The sequence below is a fragment of the Dyadobacter sp. AC419 genome, from assembly GCF_979253085.1.
The window spans coordinates 169,513-184,633 of the sequence record NZ_CEEDCD010000023.1; the positions used below are offsets into that span (position 1 = coordinate 169,513).

Sequence of the window (15,121 nt, forward strand, 5' to 3'; positions counted from 1 at the left end):
TTAAGCAGAAAAGTAATAATTGGGATCTATGCATTTATCTTATTCAAAAACCGGCAAGGCTTCTGTGGCGATGGAACTCGCGCAACTGGAAGATATTTTTCGTGTCAAAAGCGCTCATAGGGCTGGAAATGCAACTGTTAAGGACCGGCAGGATGACTGGATGATCTATGCCAATTTTCTTGTGGAGAATGCAAATGTGCTTTCGGGAGCCGCTGCCAAAAATGATGGACAGACATTTGCTAATGCGCCAGTAAAAATTACCGAAACGGCAAAAAAGCGGTTTGTATCCATCCTCAGCCGGGTGAAACAGGCGCATGAAGGCATATCCCGTCAGGAGCGTCTCTTCGTGCACAAGTTTTGGCTGCAACTTCAAAATAGTATTCTGCGACGTCCATCCCCTAATGTTTAAGGAACTGCCTTTTCAACATATAATTTGATTGAGTCGCTTTTGAGCCTGACCTGCAACCAGTTCTTTATTTTTGTAAAATCTCTGCCGGTTTGCTTCACATTGGCAGAACCTAAAACGACGACTGTGTAATTGTTTGTTTTGCCACCAGCGGTGAAAAATGTTTGCCGATCTGCTGAGCAGTAGCGTATGTCCGGAAACAGGGGTTTGATCTCATTAAACAAAAGACCGGTCGCTTTGGTAAGGTTGCCAATACTGTCTTGCCTTTGAATATTACGGCTGAGCTCGGTCTTTAATTGATTAATTTCTGCCTGGTAACGGTCACTTTGTGTAAGATCGCCTGGAACATCATTAATCGAAAACCCTTGCTGAACGATGAGCGTCGTGCTCGCCAGCCCATAAATTCCCTTTCGGCTGTTCAACCTTTTCTTTTCAGAGTCTTCGATCAATTTTCCTCCATAAATAAGCTTGATCTGCTTTCTGGCCGGATCCAGTTCGTGCTTTAAAAGAAAATCACCTTCTATATAGCTTTCATTGGTTATAAAATTGTTGGCATTCTGAATGAAATGCTCTTTTTGAACCAATAAATAACCATAGTAAATGCTGGGAATGGTCGTTAAGAGCACCAAAAAACTGACCCAGCGATTTGCCATCGTCTTTTGATGTTCGTTGGCATAGTCGCGGATGGGATATTGAAGCAGCCTTACCGTGATCAGGGTTGCGGTTCCGATAAATACAGTGTTGATCGTGAGCAGGTAAAATGCGCCGAAGAAAAAGCCCCAATTCGCCGTCGCCAGTCCGTAACCCGCCGTACAAAGCGGCGGCATGAGTGCGGTTGCTATGGCAACACCCGGAATTACATTGCCCTTATTTTTACTGGAAATCGCAACGATTCCGGCAAGCCCTCCGACGAGTGCGATGATTACATCATAAATGTTTGGCTGCGTCCTGGCCAGCAGTTCGGAGTGCGCCTGATAAATGGGTGTAACATAAAAATATATGGCAGACGTAAGCAGGCCGGCCACAATGGCAAAGAGATAATTAAAAAGTGCCTTCCTGAAAAGTGAAAAATCATAAGTCGCAATGCTATATCCCATCCCCAGGATCGGCCCCATCAACGGTGACACCAGCATTGCTCCAATGATAACAGCCGTGGAATTAACATTTAAACCGACGGATGCAATGAAGATGGCGAAAATAAGGATCCACAAGTTTGTCCCTTTAAACTCAATGCCGCTCTCGACCGTATCGTGAATCTTTATGTAGTCCTCGCGCTCAGAAGAAATATCAAACCTCCTGAGTAACTTTTCAATGATCATAGCAATGCTTTATAATTAGTGAACTGGTGAAGGGTCTGGCCACATGGAATTCAATTTTTCCAATCACATTAGTCCCACTCCTCTGCATTTTTAACGCCCCAGTCAGATGCCTTGTAAACAGGATCTTTGCCTTGTTTTTTCTGCTGCTGATAATCTTTCAATGCGTCCAGCGCGGGTTTTCTCAGAAGCAAAATGGCGATAATGTTCAGCCAGGCCATCATTCCAACACCAATGTCCCCGATTGTCCAGGCTAGTTCGGCTGTTTTTACTGATCCGTAAAATGTGGCCGCCATGATCAGGCCGCGCAGCAACCACAGCATGACTTTGCTGTCGCCATCTTTCATTAAATAGCTCAGATTGGTTTCCGCAATGTAGTAGTAAGCCATAATCGTCGTAAATGCGAAGAAAAGCAGTGCGATTGACACAAATCCGCTTCCTAATGCAGGAAAATGCGCATTGATGGCCTGCTGCGTAAATTCAGATCCGATTGCCATGCCTTTTACATTCTCGACCAGAAATCCGCCATTTGGATTTACCACATTGAACTTGCCTGTAAAAAGGATCATTAACGCAGTGGCCGTACACACAAATAAAGTGTCGACATAAACAGAAAATGCCTGAACCAAGCCCTGTTTTACGGGATGGCTAGCTTCTGCTGCAGCCGCCGCGTGGGGTGCTGTGCCCTGGCCTGCCTCATTGGAATAAATGCCTCGCTTAACACCCCAGGAAACCGCCATACCAAATATCCCGGCAAATGCTGGTTCCATGTCAAAGGCTGAACGGATGATCAGGGCAAAAACGGCCGGCACTTGCGTGATATTGATAGCGATAATGACCAGCGCCATGAGAATGTACGCACCCGCCATAAACGGGACAACCAGTTCTGCCACCTTGCCGATCCGCTTTACTCCGCCAAAAATGATCAGCCCAAGCAATATTGTGATGGCCGCTCCCGTCATTTCAACCGGAATGTCAAAGGCAGTTTTCGCACTTGTGGCAATGCTGTTGCTCTGCACGCCTGGCAAAAACAATGCAGTGCTGGCAATGGTGGCAATCGCAAACAATGTTGCGTACCACTTCACGCCTAAACCTTTTTCAATGTAGAATGCCGGGCCGCCGCGATATTGTCCGTCTTTGACCTGCTTGTAAATTTGTCCGAGTGTGGCTTCGACATAAGCAGATGCCGCGCCCAGAAATGCAATGGCCCACATCCAGAAAACTGCCCCGGGCCCTCCCATTGCGATGGCCGTCGCTACACCTGCAATGTTGCCGGTTCCGACCCTTCCCGATATTGCTATGGCAAAAGCCTGAAATGATGAAACCCCTTTTTCTGATGCCTTATTGCCAAAAAGCAGTGTGACCATATCTTTCAAAAACCGCACTTGCAGGAAGCGTGTTACAACTGAAAAATAAATCCCTGTTCCCAGGCAGAGTGCAATGAGCGCATTGCTCCAAATGACACCATTAATTGAATTGACGATCTGCTCCATGTAAGGGGTTTAGAGAGGGTTAGTTAGAATGTTTTGGATCTGCTGCCTAAATAAAACTAAAATTTACGACTCCCGGCTACGGTGACAATGTAATGTTTTAAACAGCAAGGTTGTAATTACGGTCTAAATGGCTGAAAGCGTGCCGTTCTGGTAGGATCTGGTAAATGAAGTTTTGACATTAATGTTGATCGCAACCAATGCGGACTTCGCCCAAGTATTTCCAAACCCCGCAATGGCAAGCGGCATCTACATCCTAAAATTCGCTGACGGAACGTAGGAAAGGTTTGTGAAAGAATGATAGGACCCGGTGCATGATGAAATGAATATTACTTAAGCATATTGTCAGTAACTATTAAAGTGTTATCAACTTGCTGGCAACCAAAGTCAGGATCACTTTCATTGTGCTTGCGTTTTACCCAAAGGGCATTTTGAACGGGATTTTGTTGGTAAACCAATGTCTTTTTACCATCTGCCAGCTTGTATAACTTAAAGCTCTTAAATGTTTCACTCGGGCGGGGAATTGATCCGAAACTTGCGTCTTGCCCGATCAATTTCAGCTGCCCCGGATTAATGACCATTGCTGTGTCAATTTGCTGGTTAAGTTTTGGATCACCAAAATCAACAAGCAGGCTGGCTGTACTCTGATTATCCAGATAGTAAAAGCTCGCGCCAACGCATTCATCAATCAGGTAATCATTTGTTTCTTCTTTACAGCCCACAGTCGCCAGACCGAGAAAGAGCATTACGACAAGATAATTTTTCATAAAAGAGACTATGCATGTTTACCTGTTGACCCAATTTAGATATTCAAGGTTGTAATGACTGCCCGGATAAAAAAAATGCCTCATCAAAAATTAATTGATGGGGCATTTTGCAACTCCTTATATATTATTATAATGCGTTGGTTAATAACGCATCCACCCGATTCAGACACATACCAAATGGCTCCCTGAGCCAAAACGATTGTTGATAAACTAAACAAGCAGAAAAATGCAATGAGAAAAGTCGATAGCCGAAGTGAAGACACAAATAGAGAAGACTTTACATTTGAAGAAAATAAACGTTGAACCATGTAGTACTGAAAGTGGAATTGGAATGATTTTGCAAATAACTACTTTCAGTATGACATTAACCAAACGTATATCCTTGTTATTGAAGACCTTATAAAACTTAAATCTGCTATTTTCAGATCTTAGAGCTTATCGTTTTAAAGGATTGGCTAGCAACCAAATTACTTGTATGCGCTCATCATTTACAGATGACAGCGTGTCGTATAATGACGTTAAAAATGTAAAGTTTATGGGAGTCTTCCCGATCGGTTAATTGGCCCTGCTGTTCTCCGGTTGCGCTTGTCTTGGCTGTTGCGCTGCTGGCGCTGTGCCGCCAAATCTGTACGTTGCAGTCAGCTTAAAGTAGTTATTGCCAAACCGTCTGTTATAATAAACCTGCGTTTTTCCGACATTGTAATCACCTTCGGCTATCGACCGGTTAAAAATATCGTTTGGCACTCAGAGTTCAATTTCAGTCTATTACTGACAAATGACTTCTCGATCCCAGCCGTAACGAGCGATCGCCGGGCATCACGACGGATGCCATAATAACGCTCACCAAGGTGCCAGGCGAGCAACTGCATTTTAATGCCGTGTGTTAAACTGAATGTGTTGCTTGTATAAAAGTAAGCCTGAGGCGTTACTTTTCCGGTCGCATAATCATATTGATCGTCAAAGGACCGTCCGTACGTAACACTGACCGTGTTGATGGATTGCCACCATTTACCGATCGAGAAAGGTCTTGTTAATGATGCAAGAAACGTACGGTCACTGCTTCTGTTGATCGATTTGAGCACATAACTCTCGGGAGTGTTTCCCCGCAAAGCCGCCCCTGAAAGCGGGTCAATGGTGTAAGTGTAACCAATCTTAAATTCCGTTTTTTCCAGATTCAAACCGATTTCAAATGCATGTGCTTTTTCCGGAACAAGATTGGGATTCCCTTCAATGGTGGTAAAAGCGTCCTGATAAATGACAAATGGGTTCAGGGCCTGATATCTCGGACGGGTGATCCTCGCATTGTAGGAGGCCCTGATATTACTGCCATTTTCGAACGGATATGCCAGTTGCAGATTCGGAAAAATGTTCAGATAGTCTTTTCCAAAATCCTGCCCATCACCTGCCGTCGTGCTCAACTTATAAGTCGTCCACTCCGCCCGCACACCGACATTGGCACTCAGCTTCCCGACATTCCCCGAAAAACTGGCGTAAGCCGCTCCGATCGTCTCTTTATAATCAAACAGACTTGACAACTTTGAATCCGGTACATAAGGTCCGTCAGCATTGTTTCCAACCAAAAAACGGGTGTCTGAATTGTTTCCCACATGGCTAAATCTGAGACCAGACTCCAATTTCATGTCTTTTTTAAAATATTTTGAATGATCAGCCTGAATGGCAGCAATGTTCAGATCTTGTGAAAAAGCATTCCACAGGTAACGCAGTGCAGACCCGCCAAACTCTGAAATCACATCCTCATTGCCCGTCCTGAAAGTCGAATACTGGGCGCTTAGGAACACTTGCGAACCAAGTGTATCGGTGGTTTTGGTAAAGTCGGCCAGGATCGTATTGTTTTGTCTGAGTTCGTCTCTTACAATGCTGCTGCCATAATTATTGTCAGTCGTCAGCGAGGTGATCCGGTTGCGGCTCTCAACGGTTCCGCCCAGTTGATCCCTGTTTCCATTATAGGAAATGGATAATACAGAAGCAGGTGAAAAGTGGTAGCTGACACCCATGCCATAGGTCGCATAAACATTGAAATCCCGTTTCCAATCCGTTGTGAGAGCAGAATTTAGATATTCGGAGGAATCCGGACGATTTCTGACGGTGTAAAGCAGTTCCCTTCCACTGCCTTTAAGTAAGGCAACATTGGCAGAAATTGAAATTTTGTTTTTTGCAAAAGCCAGATCGGCAAAGGTGTTGGCATTGGTGCCGGCAAAATCCGATGCGGTCAGGTGCTGGCTAAGTCTGCCGCTCAATCCGTTCCGATCCGGAGCTTTCGTAATAATGTTGATCACGGCCCGCCCGCCGGCATCATAACGTGCAGAAGGATTTGCAATAACCTCAATACGGACAATCTGCGAAGTTGAAATACTCGCCAGGCGCTCGGCGGGAATTAAAGTCCCGTTCAGATAAATGATCGCGTCACCCTTTCCCTGAAAGAGAAATCACGCCCTCATTGACCGTAAGCCCCGGCGTCCGTGAAAGTATCTCGGTGACAGAGCTGCTGCTGGCCAGCACGGTTCCAGCCACATTAACTTCCATGTTGCCATTTTCGCCATAATGCATTAACGGAGCCGAAGCAGTAATAGTGACTTGCCCCAGGTCGGTCGCACTTTCCTGCATGACAATTGTGCCCAGATCTACATCGGCTGTTTGTGCAAAGACCATGTTAATTGTGGTGTCTTTGAAAATAAGCGAGCTCAGCGTCAGCCTGAGATGCACATTGTTCAGGCCAGCAATTGCAACACTTCCGCTAAAAGGACTGTTTTGAATCACCTTTCCAATAGTGTCGGTCAGCAACAAATTGCCGTCAACGGAAACACCCGCTGCGTCGGTAACCTTTGCTGAAATGCTTCGGATTTGCGCGGAAACGGGCAGGCTTAATAAAATTGAAATGACTAGAAGAATGATAGATTTCATGACTTTGGATTAAATGTCCAAAGCTAGTCTGCTTGAAAAACAGGAAGGTTTTGAAGTCGGGAATTCGGAGTTCGGATTTATAATTCCGTACTGACCGCATCAATTAAGTGGTTGATAATCCTTCTCTAAACAGGCTGGGCGTGGTTCCGCGGTATTTTTTAAATGCGGTGAAAAACGTAGACTTTGCATTAAAGCCAACCTCGTAACCGATCTCTTCGAGCTTGATTCCGTTGTTGCTTGCGATCAGCTCACAAGCTCTGGTAACGCGATATTCATTGATATAAACGTTGAAACTTTTGCCCAGATTGTCGTTAAGCAGCTGCGAAAGCTGATGCCCGGAAATGTTAACCGCCTTGGCCAGATCATTCAATTTCAGGTCAGGATTTTTGTAAAGTTCCTGTTCTGTGATGACTTTATGAATCTTGTCCGTAAGGCTGGATGCATGATCTTCGGAGATTTTCTTTTTGGCATAACGCTCCGGTTCGGCATAACCCAGGAATGTTGTATTTGACTTTTTTCGGCTTAGAAACAGAGGAATATTCAGGTAAAGCAGCAATGAAAAGAATATGGCGCCGGTAATGTATACGCTGCTGAATGACCAGAAAAAGACAATGAGATAGGCGATCAAAATAACCGCATTTCCGAAAAAGATAGAAAGGATCGGCTTCTCCGTGGGCGAGAGATTTTCGGTTTTATCAAACAGCTTTGCGATCCGCTTTCTGAGCATCCATCCGGTCAGAACAAAATAGGCGACCCATTGTGCGTAGATGATATGAACAATGTAATGGTTCCAATCCCAGGGATGGCTTTCATAAGGAATTGTTATGCCTAAAATAGTGATTCCCGCCAGCCAGGCACAATAAATATACTTCCAGCGAAGTGGTGTTTTAACCGTGTTTTCAAGCGCCGCCCTTGTGAAATAATAAAGCGAAGGGCCAATTAAAAAGCAGCCAGAAAGTCCGATTTGAAGATAGATCCGGGGGAGATCGGGGTAAAAATAATTGAAAACGGCCTTGGTGATCCGCATGGTAAGAGCCAGCAGCAGCAACCCCAGAAAGTATGATGCAGGCGCTTTAGGCTTTTTGAAAATCAGCAGATAGCAACTTATAATCAGCCCGTTAAACGCGCCCAGTGCGCTAAAAAAGAAAAGGATCTGCTGACCTGGGTTCATGCATTTGACTTGTAAGTAAGAACATCTCAAAACGGGTTTGTAAAAGTAATAATATTAAAGTCTGAAAATAATAATGACCGCTTCCACACAAACAACAAAGCTGAGGTTAACACTTCTTGCCATAATCGCCGTCTTCTGCTTGCAGACATCATCCTTGTTCGCACAGCGTTCTCTGCAGGTGACCAAAATGGATCAGTTCTTGCAAGCAATGTTGGAGAAAAGCAGCATTCCAGGCTTTGCCATTGCGGTTGTGACAAAGGATTCGGTGGTTTTTATGAAAGGCTACGGCGTAAATGCTAATGGTAAGCCTGTGACTGCGGAAACTCCATTTGCCATTGCGTCGCTAAGCAAAGCTTTCACGGCCATGTCGGTCATGCAGCTGGTGGCGTCCCAAAAAGTGGATCTGGATGCTGCTGCACAAAGTTACATTCCCGGTTTCAAACTGGACGATCCGCGATCTCACCAGATGACGGTTAACCATCTGCTGCACCAGACGAGCGGTCTGAATGACAAAGTTTTTCCAGAAATGACTTTCAATCAGCAGCCGTCTTCTTTGGATGCCGCCATTTTCCGCATGAATAGCGTCAGGCTTGGCACTGATCCCGGAAAGCGATATGCATATCACAACCCCAATTATCAGATCCTGGCAAAAGTGGTAGAAAATGCTGCGCACCAACCATTCCAAGATTATTTAAAACAACACATTTTCGAGCCACTTGGGATGGTCAAAACGCATGACTTTGCATTAACAAAATCGTTTTACAATGCGTCTTCGCAGTTTCAGAACGGGCATATTTTCGCGTTAGGCATGCCCATTCGGGTTAAGGAGCCGAACTGGTTTGTAGAAGGTGCCGCAGGAGTTGTGTCAGATGTCGCAGATCTATCAAACTGGCTTCGATTGCAGATGAACAATGGGCGTTGGAACGGAACGACAATACTCGATAGCATCCATCTGAAAGCAATGCATACGGGCTCAAAAACGTCATCTTACGGCATGGGATGGTTTGTTAATCAAGACAAAACGATATCCCACAGCGGCATTCTCTGGACTTACACTTCCGAGCAAATGGTTACTAAAAACGGCTACGGAATTGTGATCCTGTTCAACAGTGGCTTCACTCCTTTTGAAGACTATCACGCATTCATTGAGGGAGTTGCACAAATTCTCAACAACAAAAACCCGGAAACACCTGCATTATCCAGCAGGACATATTCTATCCTTATCAATTTAACCATTATACTTTTCATTATCCTGGCAATAAGGCAATTACTAAGACTCGATCAATGGCGCAAAAAAGCCGTCAACCGCCCTGCCTGGAAAATGCTAATGTTTTCGGTTGCCAGATTACTCCCGATTCTCTTCCTCCTCTGCATCCCCATTTTAGTGACAGCCATCAGCGGCCGCGTCTTAAATTGGAAACGAATTTTCCTAACCGCCCCGGATATCGTAACCGGACTAGCGATCCTTGCATTCATAAACACATTGATCCTTGGCGGGAGGTTGTATTTGTCGATGCGCGGGAGGTCGGTGAAGTGAGAGTCGCCATTGGCTCCCCACTATCAGTCGATTACATAATGTATTTAAAACATCTTATGACCAAAAAAAACCTTAAAACCACCCTTTACATTTCCTCTTTTATTTTGATCGTTTACACAACCTCAAAACTATCTAAAAGCAATTCCGCGGAGGTCAGATATACGGCTGTGAAAACTGATAGTGTTGGCAGCATTGGTGGAGATGTTCCCGCTGTCAAGGAGCTTAATGTGCTTGTCCAGGAGAATTTCCTTGCAAGAAGTTATTATGAAGCAAGCGCTTTCGAAACGACCTCATGGAATAGGTTGTATGCAAACTACAACACAAAGCATCAGGCACTTTTTATTGGTGATGCCGATGGCTGGTCATATGCTTTTTACGCTACGCCCAAGGAGTTGCAGATGATTGCGGATCATGAAATACCAGCATATAAAATTCACCAGTTCCTCAAACCCTTTCCAGAGAGAAACTGGCTGAAATACCAACAAGATCCAGGAGCTATTTTTTTATCTTTTGATTGAATAAGCCTGGTTTTTTAACTTTTTCAATGTGCTATGAAATATGGCTATCAGCCAGCGCTACATTCAATCTTCGCCATAAAACCCTTCTCAATTCCTATGATTATTCTTGAAAAAGATTTGCAAAAGTGTGAGGACTTTGCTGCCGTTGTTGATCGGGAGATCGGGGTTGTCGATAAATGGGAGCTGCTCTCTGAGTTCCTGCATGTTGCGGGTGCTGGGCGTGCTGTAACCCATGGCCCATTTTTCAAACGACCGGCGGGGCACATCGCCCTGAAAAAGGGGAATGACGTGGGCGTGACGGTGATCGCGCTGGATTTTTACAAACAACGACCTGACCACTTCCTTTTCTCCTTCCAGCACCTGAATAATGTTTCCGTTGCAGGAGAGCAAGGCTCCCGTAATGTTGGACGTGGCATTGTTGCTGCGGCTTTGCTCGATGATCTGCTCCAGTTCAGTATCGTCGGGCAGAATTCTGGATGAACTTAAATAAACGATTGAGTACACCATTTTTGATAATCAATTAATCGATTGGGGTTAGATATGGTTAAGACTTAATTTCGTCGGCATTAGCTTGCGTGTAGCCCAGTTGCAATGCAGCTTTTATCTCTTCGAGCCGCAGCGGTTTGGATAAATAATGGTTCATTCCTGCCTGCAAGCAAGCTTCCTTGTCTTCGCGCATGGCATTGGCGGTCATCGCAATGATGAAGGGCTGGCTGATATCTGCGTCCCGGATTTTTCGGGTGGCTTCAAGTCCATCGAGCACCGGCATTTGCACATCCATAAAGACAATGTCAAAAGTGGCCGAAATTGCTTCCTGATATGCCTCGGCTCCGTTGCGGGCAATTGCAGGATTATAACCCAGTTTTTTCAGAATGCTTACAAAAAGCTTTTCATTGATCGCATTATCTTCGGCCAGCAAAATATGCAATGGATAAAGCTGTGCGAACTCAGTGCTCAGGTCCAATGTATTTTGCTGCTCGGGAACGGATTTTAATTTTTGTCCGGATTTCAAAATTAACTGAACCGTTTTTTCGAGATGCGCATGCTTAACCGGCTTGGTAAGCACCTGCGTAAACAGCGCCTTTTCATTTTTGCCGGCATCATCGCCCATGGAGCTTAACAATATGATGGGCAGATCAGGATGCTGTTCCCTGATTTGCATCGCCAGCTCAATGCCGTCCATTCCGGGCATCTGCTGATCCGTGATCACCATATCAAAATGTTTTCCGGCTTGCAAATACGACAGCGCCTGCAAGGCGGATGAGGCCAGCGTCGAGGCCAGTTTCCATTGCTGCATCTGCATTTCGAGAATCCGGAGATTAGTCACGTTGTCATCAACAATCAGCACCGATTTTCCTTCATTCCCTGCCGGGCTCAGCACCACATATTGCCGGGTCGACTGCTTGGGCATGCCCGCCGCGATGGTAAAATAGAAACATGACCCTTGCCCCGGAAGGCTTTCCACCCAGATGTTCCCACCCATTAAACCGATCAGCCGCTGACAAATGATCAGGCCCAAACCTGTGCCTCCATATTTGCGGGTGTGGGAAGAATCGACTTGTGAAAATGCGACAAAGAGCTTGCTGAGCTTGTCTTCCGGAATGCCTATGCCGGTGTCCCGAATGCTAAATTGCAATTCAACCGCGTCGTCGGCTACTTGTTTCGACTGCTTAACGATCAAAAGTATTTCTCCCGACGCCGTAAACTTGATCGCGTTTCCGACCAGATTGATCAGCACCTGCCTCAGCCGGTGACTGTCGGCCGTGATCTGCGAAGGCGTTCCCAACTCAATATCATAAACCAGGTCCAGGCCAATGGCAGCCGCTTTGGAAGCAAACAGGTCGAGCACGCTTTCAATGCATTCCCGAAGGTCGAAATCCAACGATTCGAGCTCCATATTGCCGGATTCTATTTTGGAGAAATCCAGAATGTCGTTGATAACCGTCAGCAGACTTTCACCGCTTTTAATGATCGTGTCCGTATATTCAGCTTGCTCGCTGGTCTGGGCTGTTTGCGAAAGCAGCATCGCCATGCCCATTACGCCATTCATTGGCGTGCGGATCTCGTGGCTCATCGTTGCCAGGAAAACACTTTTTGCAACATTGGCCTTTTCAGCTTCCTGGCGGGCGATTTGCTCCTGCTGGTTCTGGATTTGCAGCTGCGTATTCAGCTCCTGCAAGCGGTGTGATTGATTCAGAATTTCCTGTTTTTGCCAGTTGATTTCTTTGGTCCTGTGCATCGACCTGCAAAACAAGCGCGGCTTGCTGTGATTTGATCACACGCATCCGAAGTCCATATAAGACAAGCAGGAATGCTATGGCCAGCAACGCACAGAGCATTTTAAACCATAATGTTTGCCAGAAAGCAGCCGCAACATGCACCTTCACTTTGGCACCATCTTCGTTCCAGACGCCATCATTGTTGGCCGCTTTGACATGGAAAGTATAGTCTCCCGGATCAAGATTTGTATAGGTTGCTTTGCGCGCCGTTCCGCTCCATGTCCAATCCTTATCAAAGCCTTCGAGCCTGTAAGCGTATTTATTTTGCTCAGGCATGGTGTAGTTCAATGCTGCAAATTCAAATGCTAGCACCGACTGCTCGTAAGTAAGATTAATTTGAGTGGCTTGAATGACCGCTTTTGCCAGAGGCGAGTGCTCACCGGCTGTCACAGGCTTGTTAAACAGCAAAAACTCCGTGATATAAACGGGCGGCACATGCGTGTTATCGGTCAGTTTATCGGGATAGAAAGATGTAAAACCTCTTACCCCACCAAAAAACATTTCCCCGTCTGGCGTCTGAAAAAAGGAGTTGCTTTTGAACTCGTTGCCCTGCAAGCCGTCAGCAAGTCCGAAATTTCTGAACGTTTTATTTTTTGGATCAAAATCACTCAGACCGTTATTGGTGCTCAACCAGAGATGGCCTTTTTTATCTTCCAAAATCCCATAGATCACATTGCTGGCCAGGCCCTGTTTTTCTGTAAAAGCGGTAAACTGATTTTTTTCCGGATCAAAATGATCTAAACCTCCGCCCAAGGTGCCTATCCAAAGGCTGCCATCACGCGACTCCTGGATGGTCTGGATTTTATTATTGGATAAAGAACTTAACTTATTATCATTGGCCTGATAGCGCTTAAAGCTATCGGTTTTGCGGTCCAGCAAGTTGAGCCCCTGAAACGTCCCTACCCAGATTCTGCCAAGTTTATCTTCAAAGACTTTGGTTACAATGTCACTGCTAAGGCTTGCATTATTGGCCGGATCGTGCTGATAATGCCTGATCTGACCCATTTTTGGATCGAAGTAATTAAGCCCGCCATTCCATGTTCCCAGCCAGACCCCACCCTGCCGGTCCGTAAAAATGTTGTTGACATCCGCCGTACTCAGACTATTTGCATTTTCCGGCTCGGGTAAATGATGGGTGAAAGTGTTGGTTCGCGTATCAAAAAAGTCAAAGCCGCCCATGTGGTAGGCCAGCCCAAGAACGTCGTCGGAAATGCGCGTAATGGAAATTACATAATCATTACTTAATGAATTTTTGTTGGCAGGATCGTGCCGGAATGTTGTAAACTTTTTGGTTTTTCGGTCAAACAGGTTTAGTCCTCCGCCATCGGTTCCAATCCAGATTTTATCCGGATTCTTATCGCCGCAAATGCTTAAAACCAAATTATTGCTCAATGTATTGCTGAGGGAATTGGTCTTGCGGTAAGTCGAAAACTTCTTTCGCGAACGCGATAAAAAGTTAACGCCTCCTGAATAAGTGCCTAACCACAAGTTATTGACCCGGTCGCGGTAAATGCAGTAAACAGAATTGTCGCTCAGCGCTGTAAAATCGCCTTCGATGTGGCTAATCCTTTGAAATACGCCCGTTGTCTGGTTAAAAATGCTGATGCCGCCATTTTCTGTTCCGATCCACAGCTTGCCGTCGAAATCCTCGGCAATAGAAAGGATGTCATTATGCGAAATACTCAGGCTGTCGGCAGGATTATGCAGGTAACTTTTGAATGTTTTGCCGCCCGCTTTCAGCACTGAAAGACCGCTTCCGCGCGTGCCCACCCAAATGTTATCCTTTTTATCCCGGTATAGAACCTTGATCCAATCAGAATCCAGTTTGTTACTGCCTTTGTGCTCGACATACGCGCTGTAACGCCTCGTTACGGGATCGAACATATAGAGTCCCACCTTGGTCCCGATCCAGAACTTTCCCGTTGCATCTTCAACAATGCATGTCAGATCCAGCGGCTTTTTAAATGGTCGGCGGCCAGTATCGGCAGGCAAAAACACCCGCGCTTTGTCCCTATCCGCATCCATCAGCACGAGACCCTGATCCGTGCAAAGCCACAGTTTTTCCAGCTTTGTCTTCAAAGATTTTATTGACTGACCGCACACCAGAAATGCCCGTGTAGCGCACAAAACGGTCATTATCGAAATCGTAGCGATTTAATCCGCTGGACGTCGCCACCCAAAGCCGGCCTTTCCGGTCTTCCAGCAGGTCATGAATATAACTGTCATTAATGCTGCCGGGATTGCTTTGGTCGTGCTTATAATGTTTGAAAGTAATGCCGTCAAACCGGTTCAGACCGTCATCGGTGCCAAACCACATGAAGCCCTTTTTGTCCATTAAAATGGAGGCAACGTGACTCTGAGAAAGACCACGGCTCGTTGTGAGCTGCCGAAATCCCATTCCCTGACCAGCAACCGCCAATGGAAGCAGCACAAACGCCAGCAAGCAGATTAAAAAGTTCGAACTTCTTAGAAATGAGTACAATTCAATTTCGATAACGTTGAGGGTATATGCATGTAATATTACAAAAATTCGTAGTATTAATTACTTGTTATCAAATATACGCTTATTAGGTTGGCTGGTTTTGAATGCTAATTTGAAATGTCAGCCAGAAATGTACGCCCTTCCCCTCCCCCCATCTTACAAAATTCACATTAACATAACATTCAACTTCCATTGACTTAACACGAGAAGGCTAATTTGCGGCCTTATTTGGG

At 45.6% G+C, this 15,121-nt stretch carries 15 protein-coding genes; 3 read left to right on the forward strand and 12 right to left on the reverse strand.

Annotated elements, in window-relative coordinates; all coding sequences use genetic code 11:
- The first annotated feature begins 28 nt into the window (after positions 1 to 28).
- Positions 29 to 409 carry a hypothetical protein gene (locus AC0IYG_RS21125; RefSeq protein WP_471713046.1) on the forward strand — a complete coding sequence of 127 codons (381 nt, stop codon included), beginning with the start codon at positions 29 to 31 and terminating at the stop codon, positions 407 to 409.
- Here AC0IYG_RS21125 and AC0IYG_RS21130 read toward each other — a convergent pair.
- The 8 genes from AC0IYG_RS21130 to AC0IYG_RS21165 all read right to left on the reverse strand — a co-directional run bounded on the left by AC0IYG_RS21130 (position 406) and on the right by AC0IYG_RS21165 (position 8,072).
- Positions 406 to 1,725: a DUF389 domain-containing protein gene (locus AC0IYG_RS21130; protein WP_471713047.1), complete on the reverse strand. Its 1,320-nt coding sequence runs from the start codon at positions 1,723 to 1,725 to the stop codon at positions 406 to 408. The genes AC0IYG_RS21125 and AC0IYG_RS21130 overlap by 4 nt on opposite strands.
- A 68-nt stretch (positions 1,726 to 1,793) precedes the next feature.
- Positions 1,794 to 3,215 carry an alanine/glycine:cation symporter family protein gene (locus tag AC0IYG_RS21135; protein WP_471713048.1) on the reverse strand — a complete coding sequence of 474 codons (1,422 nt, stop codon included), beginning with the start codon at positions 3,213 to 3,215 and terminating at the stop codon, positions 1,794 to 1,796.
- Positions 3,216 to 3,338: 123 nt separating this feature from the next.
- Positions 3,339 to 3,461 carry a hypothetical protein gene (locus tag AC0IYG_RS21140; RefSeq protein WP_471713049.1) on the reverse strand — a complete coding sequence of 41 codons (123 nt, stop codon included), beginning with the start codon at positions 3,459 to 3,461 and terminating at the stop codon, positions 3,339 to 3,341.
- Between the two features lie 80 nt (positions 3,462 to 3,541).
- Positions 3,542 to 3,979, reverse strand: a complete 438-nt coding sequence (locus AC0IYG_RS21145; protein WP_471713050.1) for a hypothetical protein — start codon at positions 3,977 to 3,979, stop codon at positions 3,542 to 3,544.
- A 555-nt stretch (positions 3,980 to 4,534) separates the two neighbouring features.
- The gene (locus AC0IYG_RS21150) at positions 4,535 to 4,723 is read right to left on the reverse strand and encodes a hypothetical protein (protein ID WP_471713051.1); all 189 of its coding nucleotides are present in this window, start codon (positions 4,721 to 4,723) and stop codon (positions 4,535 to 4,537) included.
- The gene (locus AC0IYG_RS21155; protein ID WP_471713052.1) at positions 4,693 to 6,276 is read right to left on the reverse strand and encodes an outer membrane beta-barrel family protein; all 1,584 of its coding nucleotides are present in this window, start codon (positions 6,274 to 6,276) and stop codon (positions 4,693 to 4,695) included. Before AC0IYG_RS21155 ends, AC0IYG_RS21150 begins: the two co-directional genes overlap by 31 nt.
- Before the next feature lie 127 nt (positions 6,277 to 6,403).
- On the reverse strand, positions 6,404 to 6,901 hold the full coding sequence (locus AC0IYG_RS21160) for a hypothetical protein (RefSeq protein ID WP_471713053.1): 498 nt from the start codon (positions 6,899 to 6,901) through the stop codon (positions 6,404 to 6,406).
- A gap of 103 nt (positions 6,902 to 7,004) precedes the next feature.
- Positions 7,005 to 8,072 carry a helix-turn-helix domain-containing protein gene (locus tag AC0IYG_RS21165; RefSeq protein WP_471713054.1) on the reverse strand — a complete coding sequence of 356 codons (1,068 nt, stop codon included), beginning with the start codon at positions 8,070 to 8,072 and terminating at the stop codon, positions 7,005 to 7,007.
- A 187-nt stretch (positions 8,073 to 8,259) separates the two neighbouring features.
- Between AC0IYG_RS21165 and AC0IYG_RS21170 the strand changes: the two genes are divergently transcribed.
- Together AC0IYG_RS21170 and AC0IYG_RS21175 are read left to right on the forward strand one after the other, a co-directional pair.
- On the forward strand, positions 8,260 to 9,609 hold the full coding sequence (locus AC0IYG_RS21170; RefSeq protein WP_471713056.1) for a serine hydrolase domain-containing protein: 1,350 nt from the start codon (positions 8,260 to 8,262) through the stop codon (positions 9,607 to 9,609).
- Positions 9,610 to 9,776: 167 nt separating this feature from the next.
- Positions 9,777 to 10,127 carry a hypothetical protein gene (locus AC0IYG_RS21175; RefSeq protein ID WP_471713057.1) on the forward strand — a complete coding sequence of 117 codons (351 nt, stop codon included), beginning with the start codon at positions 9,777 to 9,779 and terminating at the stop codon, positions 10,125 to 10,127.
- An 87-nt stretch (positions 10,128 to 10,214) separates the two neighbouring features.
- Here AC0IYG_RS21175 and AC0IYG_RS21180 read toward each other — a convergent pair whose 3' ends face one another.
- The 4 genes from AC0IYG_RS21180 to AC0IYG_RS21195 are packed head-to-tail and all read right to left on the reverse strand — an operon-like array spanning position 10,215 to position 14,849.
- Positions 10,215 to 10,634 carry a BLUF domain-containing protein gene (locus AC0IYG_RS21180; RefSeq protein WP_471713059.1) on the reverse strand — a complete coding sequence of 140 codons (420 nt, stop codon included), beginning with the start codon at positions 10,632 to 10,634 and terminating at the stop codon, positions 10,215 to 10,217.
- A gap of 37 nt (positions 10,635 to 10,671) precedes the next feature.
- On the reverse strand, positions 10,672 to 12,306 hold the full coding sequence (locus AC0IYG_RS21185; RefSeq protein ID WP_471713060.1) for a response regulator: 1,635 nt from the start codon (positions 12,304 to 12,306) through the stop codon (positions 10,672 to 10,674).
- Complete coding sequence (locus tag AC0IYG_RS21190) at positions 12,239 to 14,485, reverse strand: ligand-binding sensor domain-containing protein (RefSeq protein WP_471713061.1); 2,247 nt, start codon at positions 14,483 to 14,485, stop codon at positions 12,239 to 12,241. The genes AC0IYG_RS21185 and AC0IYG_RS21190 overlap by 68 nt, the downstream gene beginning before the upstream one ends.
- Positions 14,418 to 14,849 (reverse strand): ligand-binding sensor domain-containing protein, encoded by a 432-nt coding sequence (locus AC0IYG_RS21195; RefSeq protein ID WP_471713062.1) that lies wholly within the window; start codon positions 14,847 to 14,849, stop codon positions 14,418 to 14,420. The genes AC0IYG_RS21190 and AC0IYG_RS21195 overlap by 68 nt, the downstream gene beginning before the upstream one ends.
- Positions 14,850 to 15,121 lie beyond the last annotated feature (272 nt).

Coding starts and splice junctions, on each gene's coding strand:
- AC0IYG_RS21130 (WP_471713047.1), bottom strand. CDS start 1,725: ATGATCATTGAAAAGTTACTCAGGAGGTTTGATATTTCTTCTGAGCGC.
- AC0IYG_RS21160 (WP_471713053.1), bottom strand. CDS start 6,901: ATGAAATCTATCATTCTTCTAGTCATTTCAATTTTATTAAGCCTGCCC.
- AC0IYG_RS21125 (WP_471713046.1), top strand. CDS start 29: ATGCATTTATCTTATTCAAAAACCGGCAAGGCTTCTGTGGCGATGGAA.
- AC0IYG_RS21135 (WP_471713048.1), bottom strand. CDS start 3,215: ATGGAGCAGATCGTCAATTCAATTAATGGTGTCATTTGGAGCAATGCG.
- AC0IYG_RS21180 (WP_471713059.1), bottom strand. CDS start 10,634: ATGGTGTACTCAATCGTTTATTTAAGTTCATCCAGAATTCTGCCCGAC.
- AC0IYG_RS21170 (WP_471713056.1), top strand. CDS start 8,260: ATGGATCAGTTCTTGCAAGCAATGTTGGAGAAAAGCAGCATTCCAGGC.
- AC0IYG_RS21145 (WP_471713050.1), bottom strand. CDS start 3,979: ATGAAAAATTATCTTGTCGTAATGCTCTTTCTCGGTCTGGCGACTGTG.
- AC0IYG_RS21140 (WP_471713049.1), bottom strand. CDS start 3,461: ATGCCGCTTGCCATTGCGGGGTTTGGAAATACTTGGGCGAAGTCCGCA.
- AC0IYG_RS21165 (WP_471713054.1), bottom strand. CDS start 8,072: ATGAACCCAGGTCAGCAGATCCTTTTCTTTTTTAGCGCACTGGGCGCG.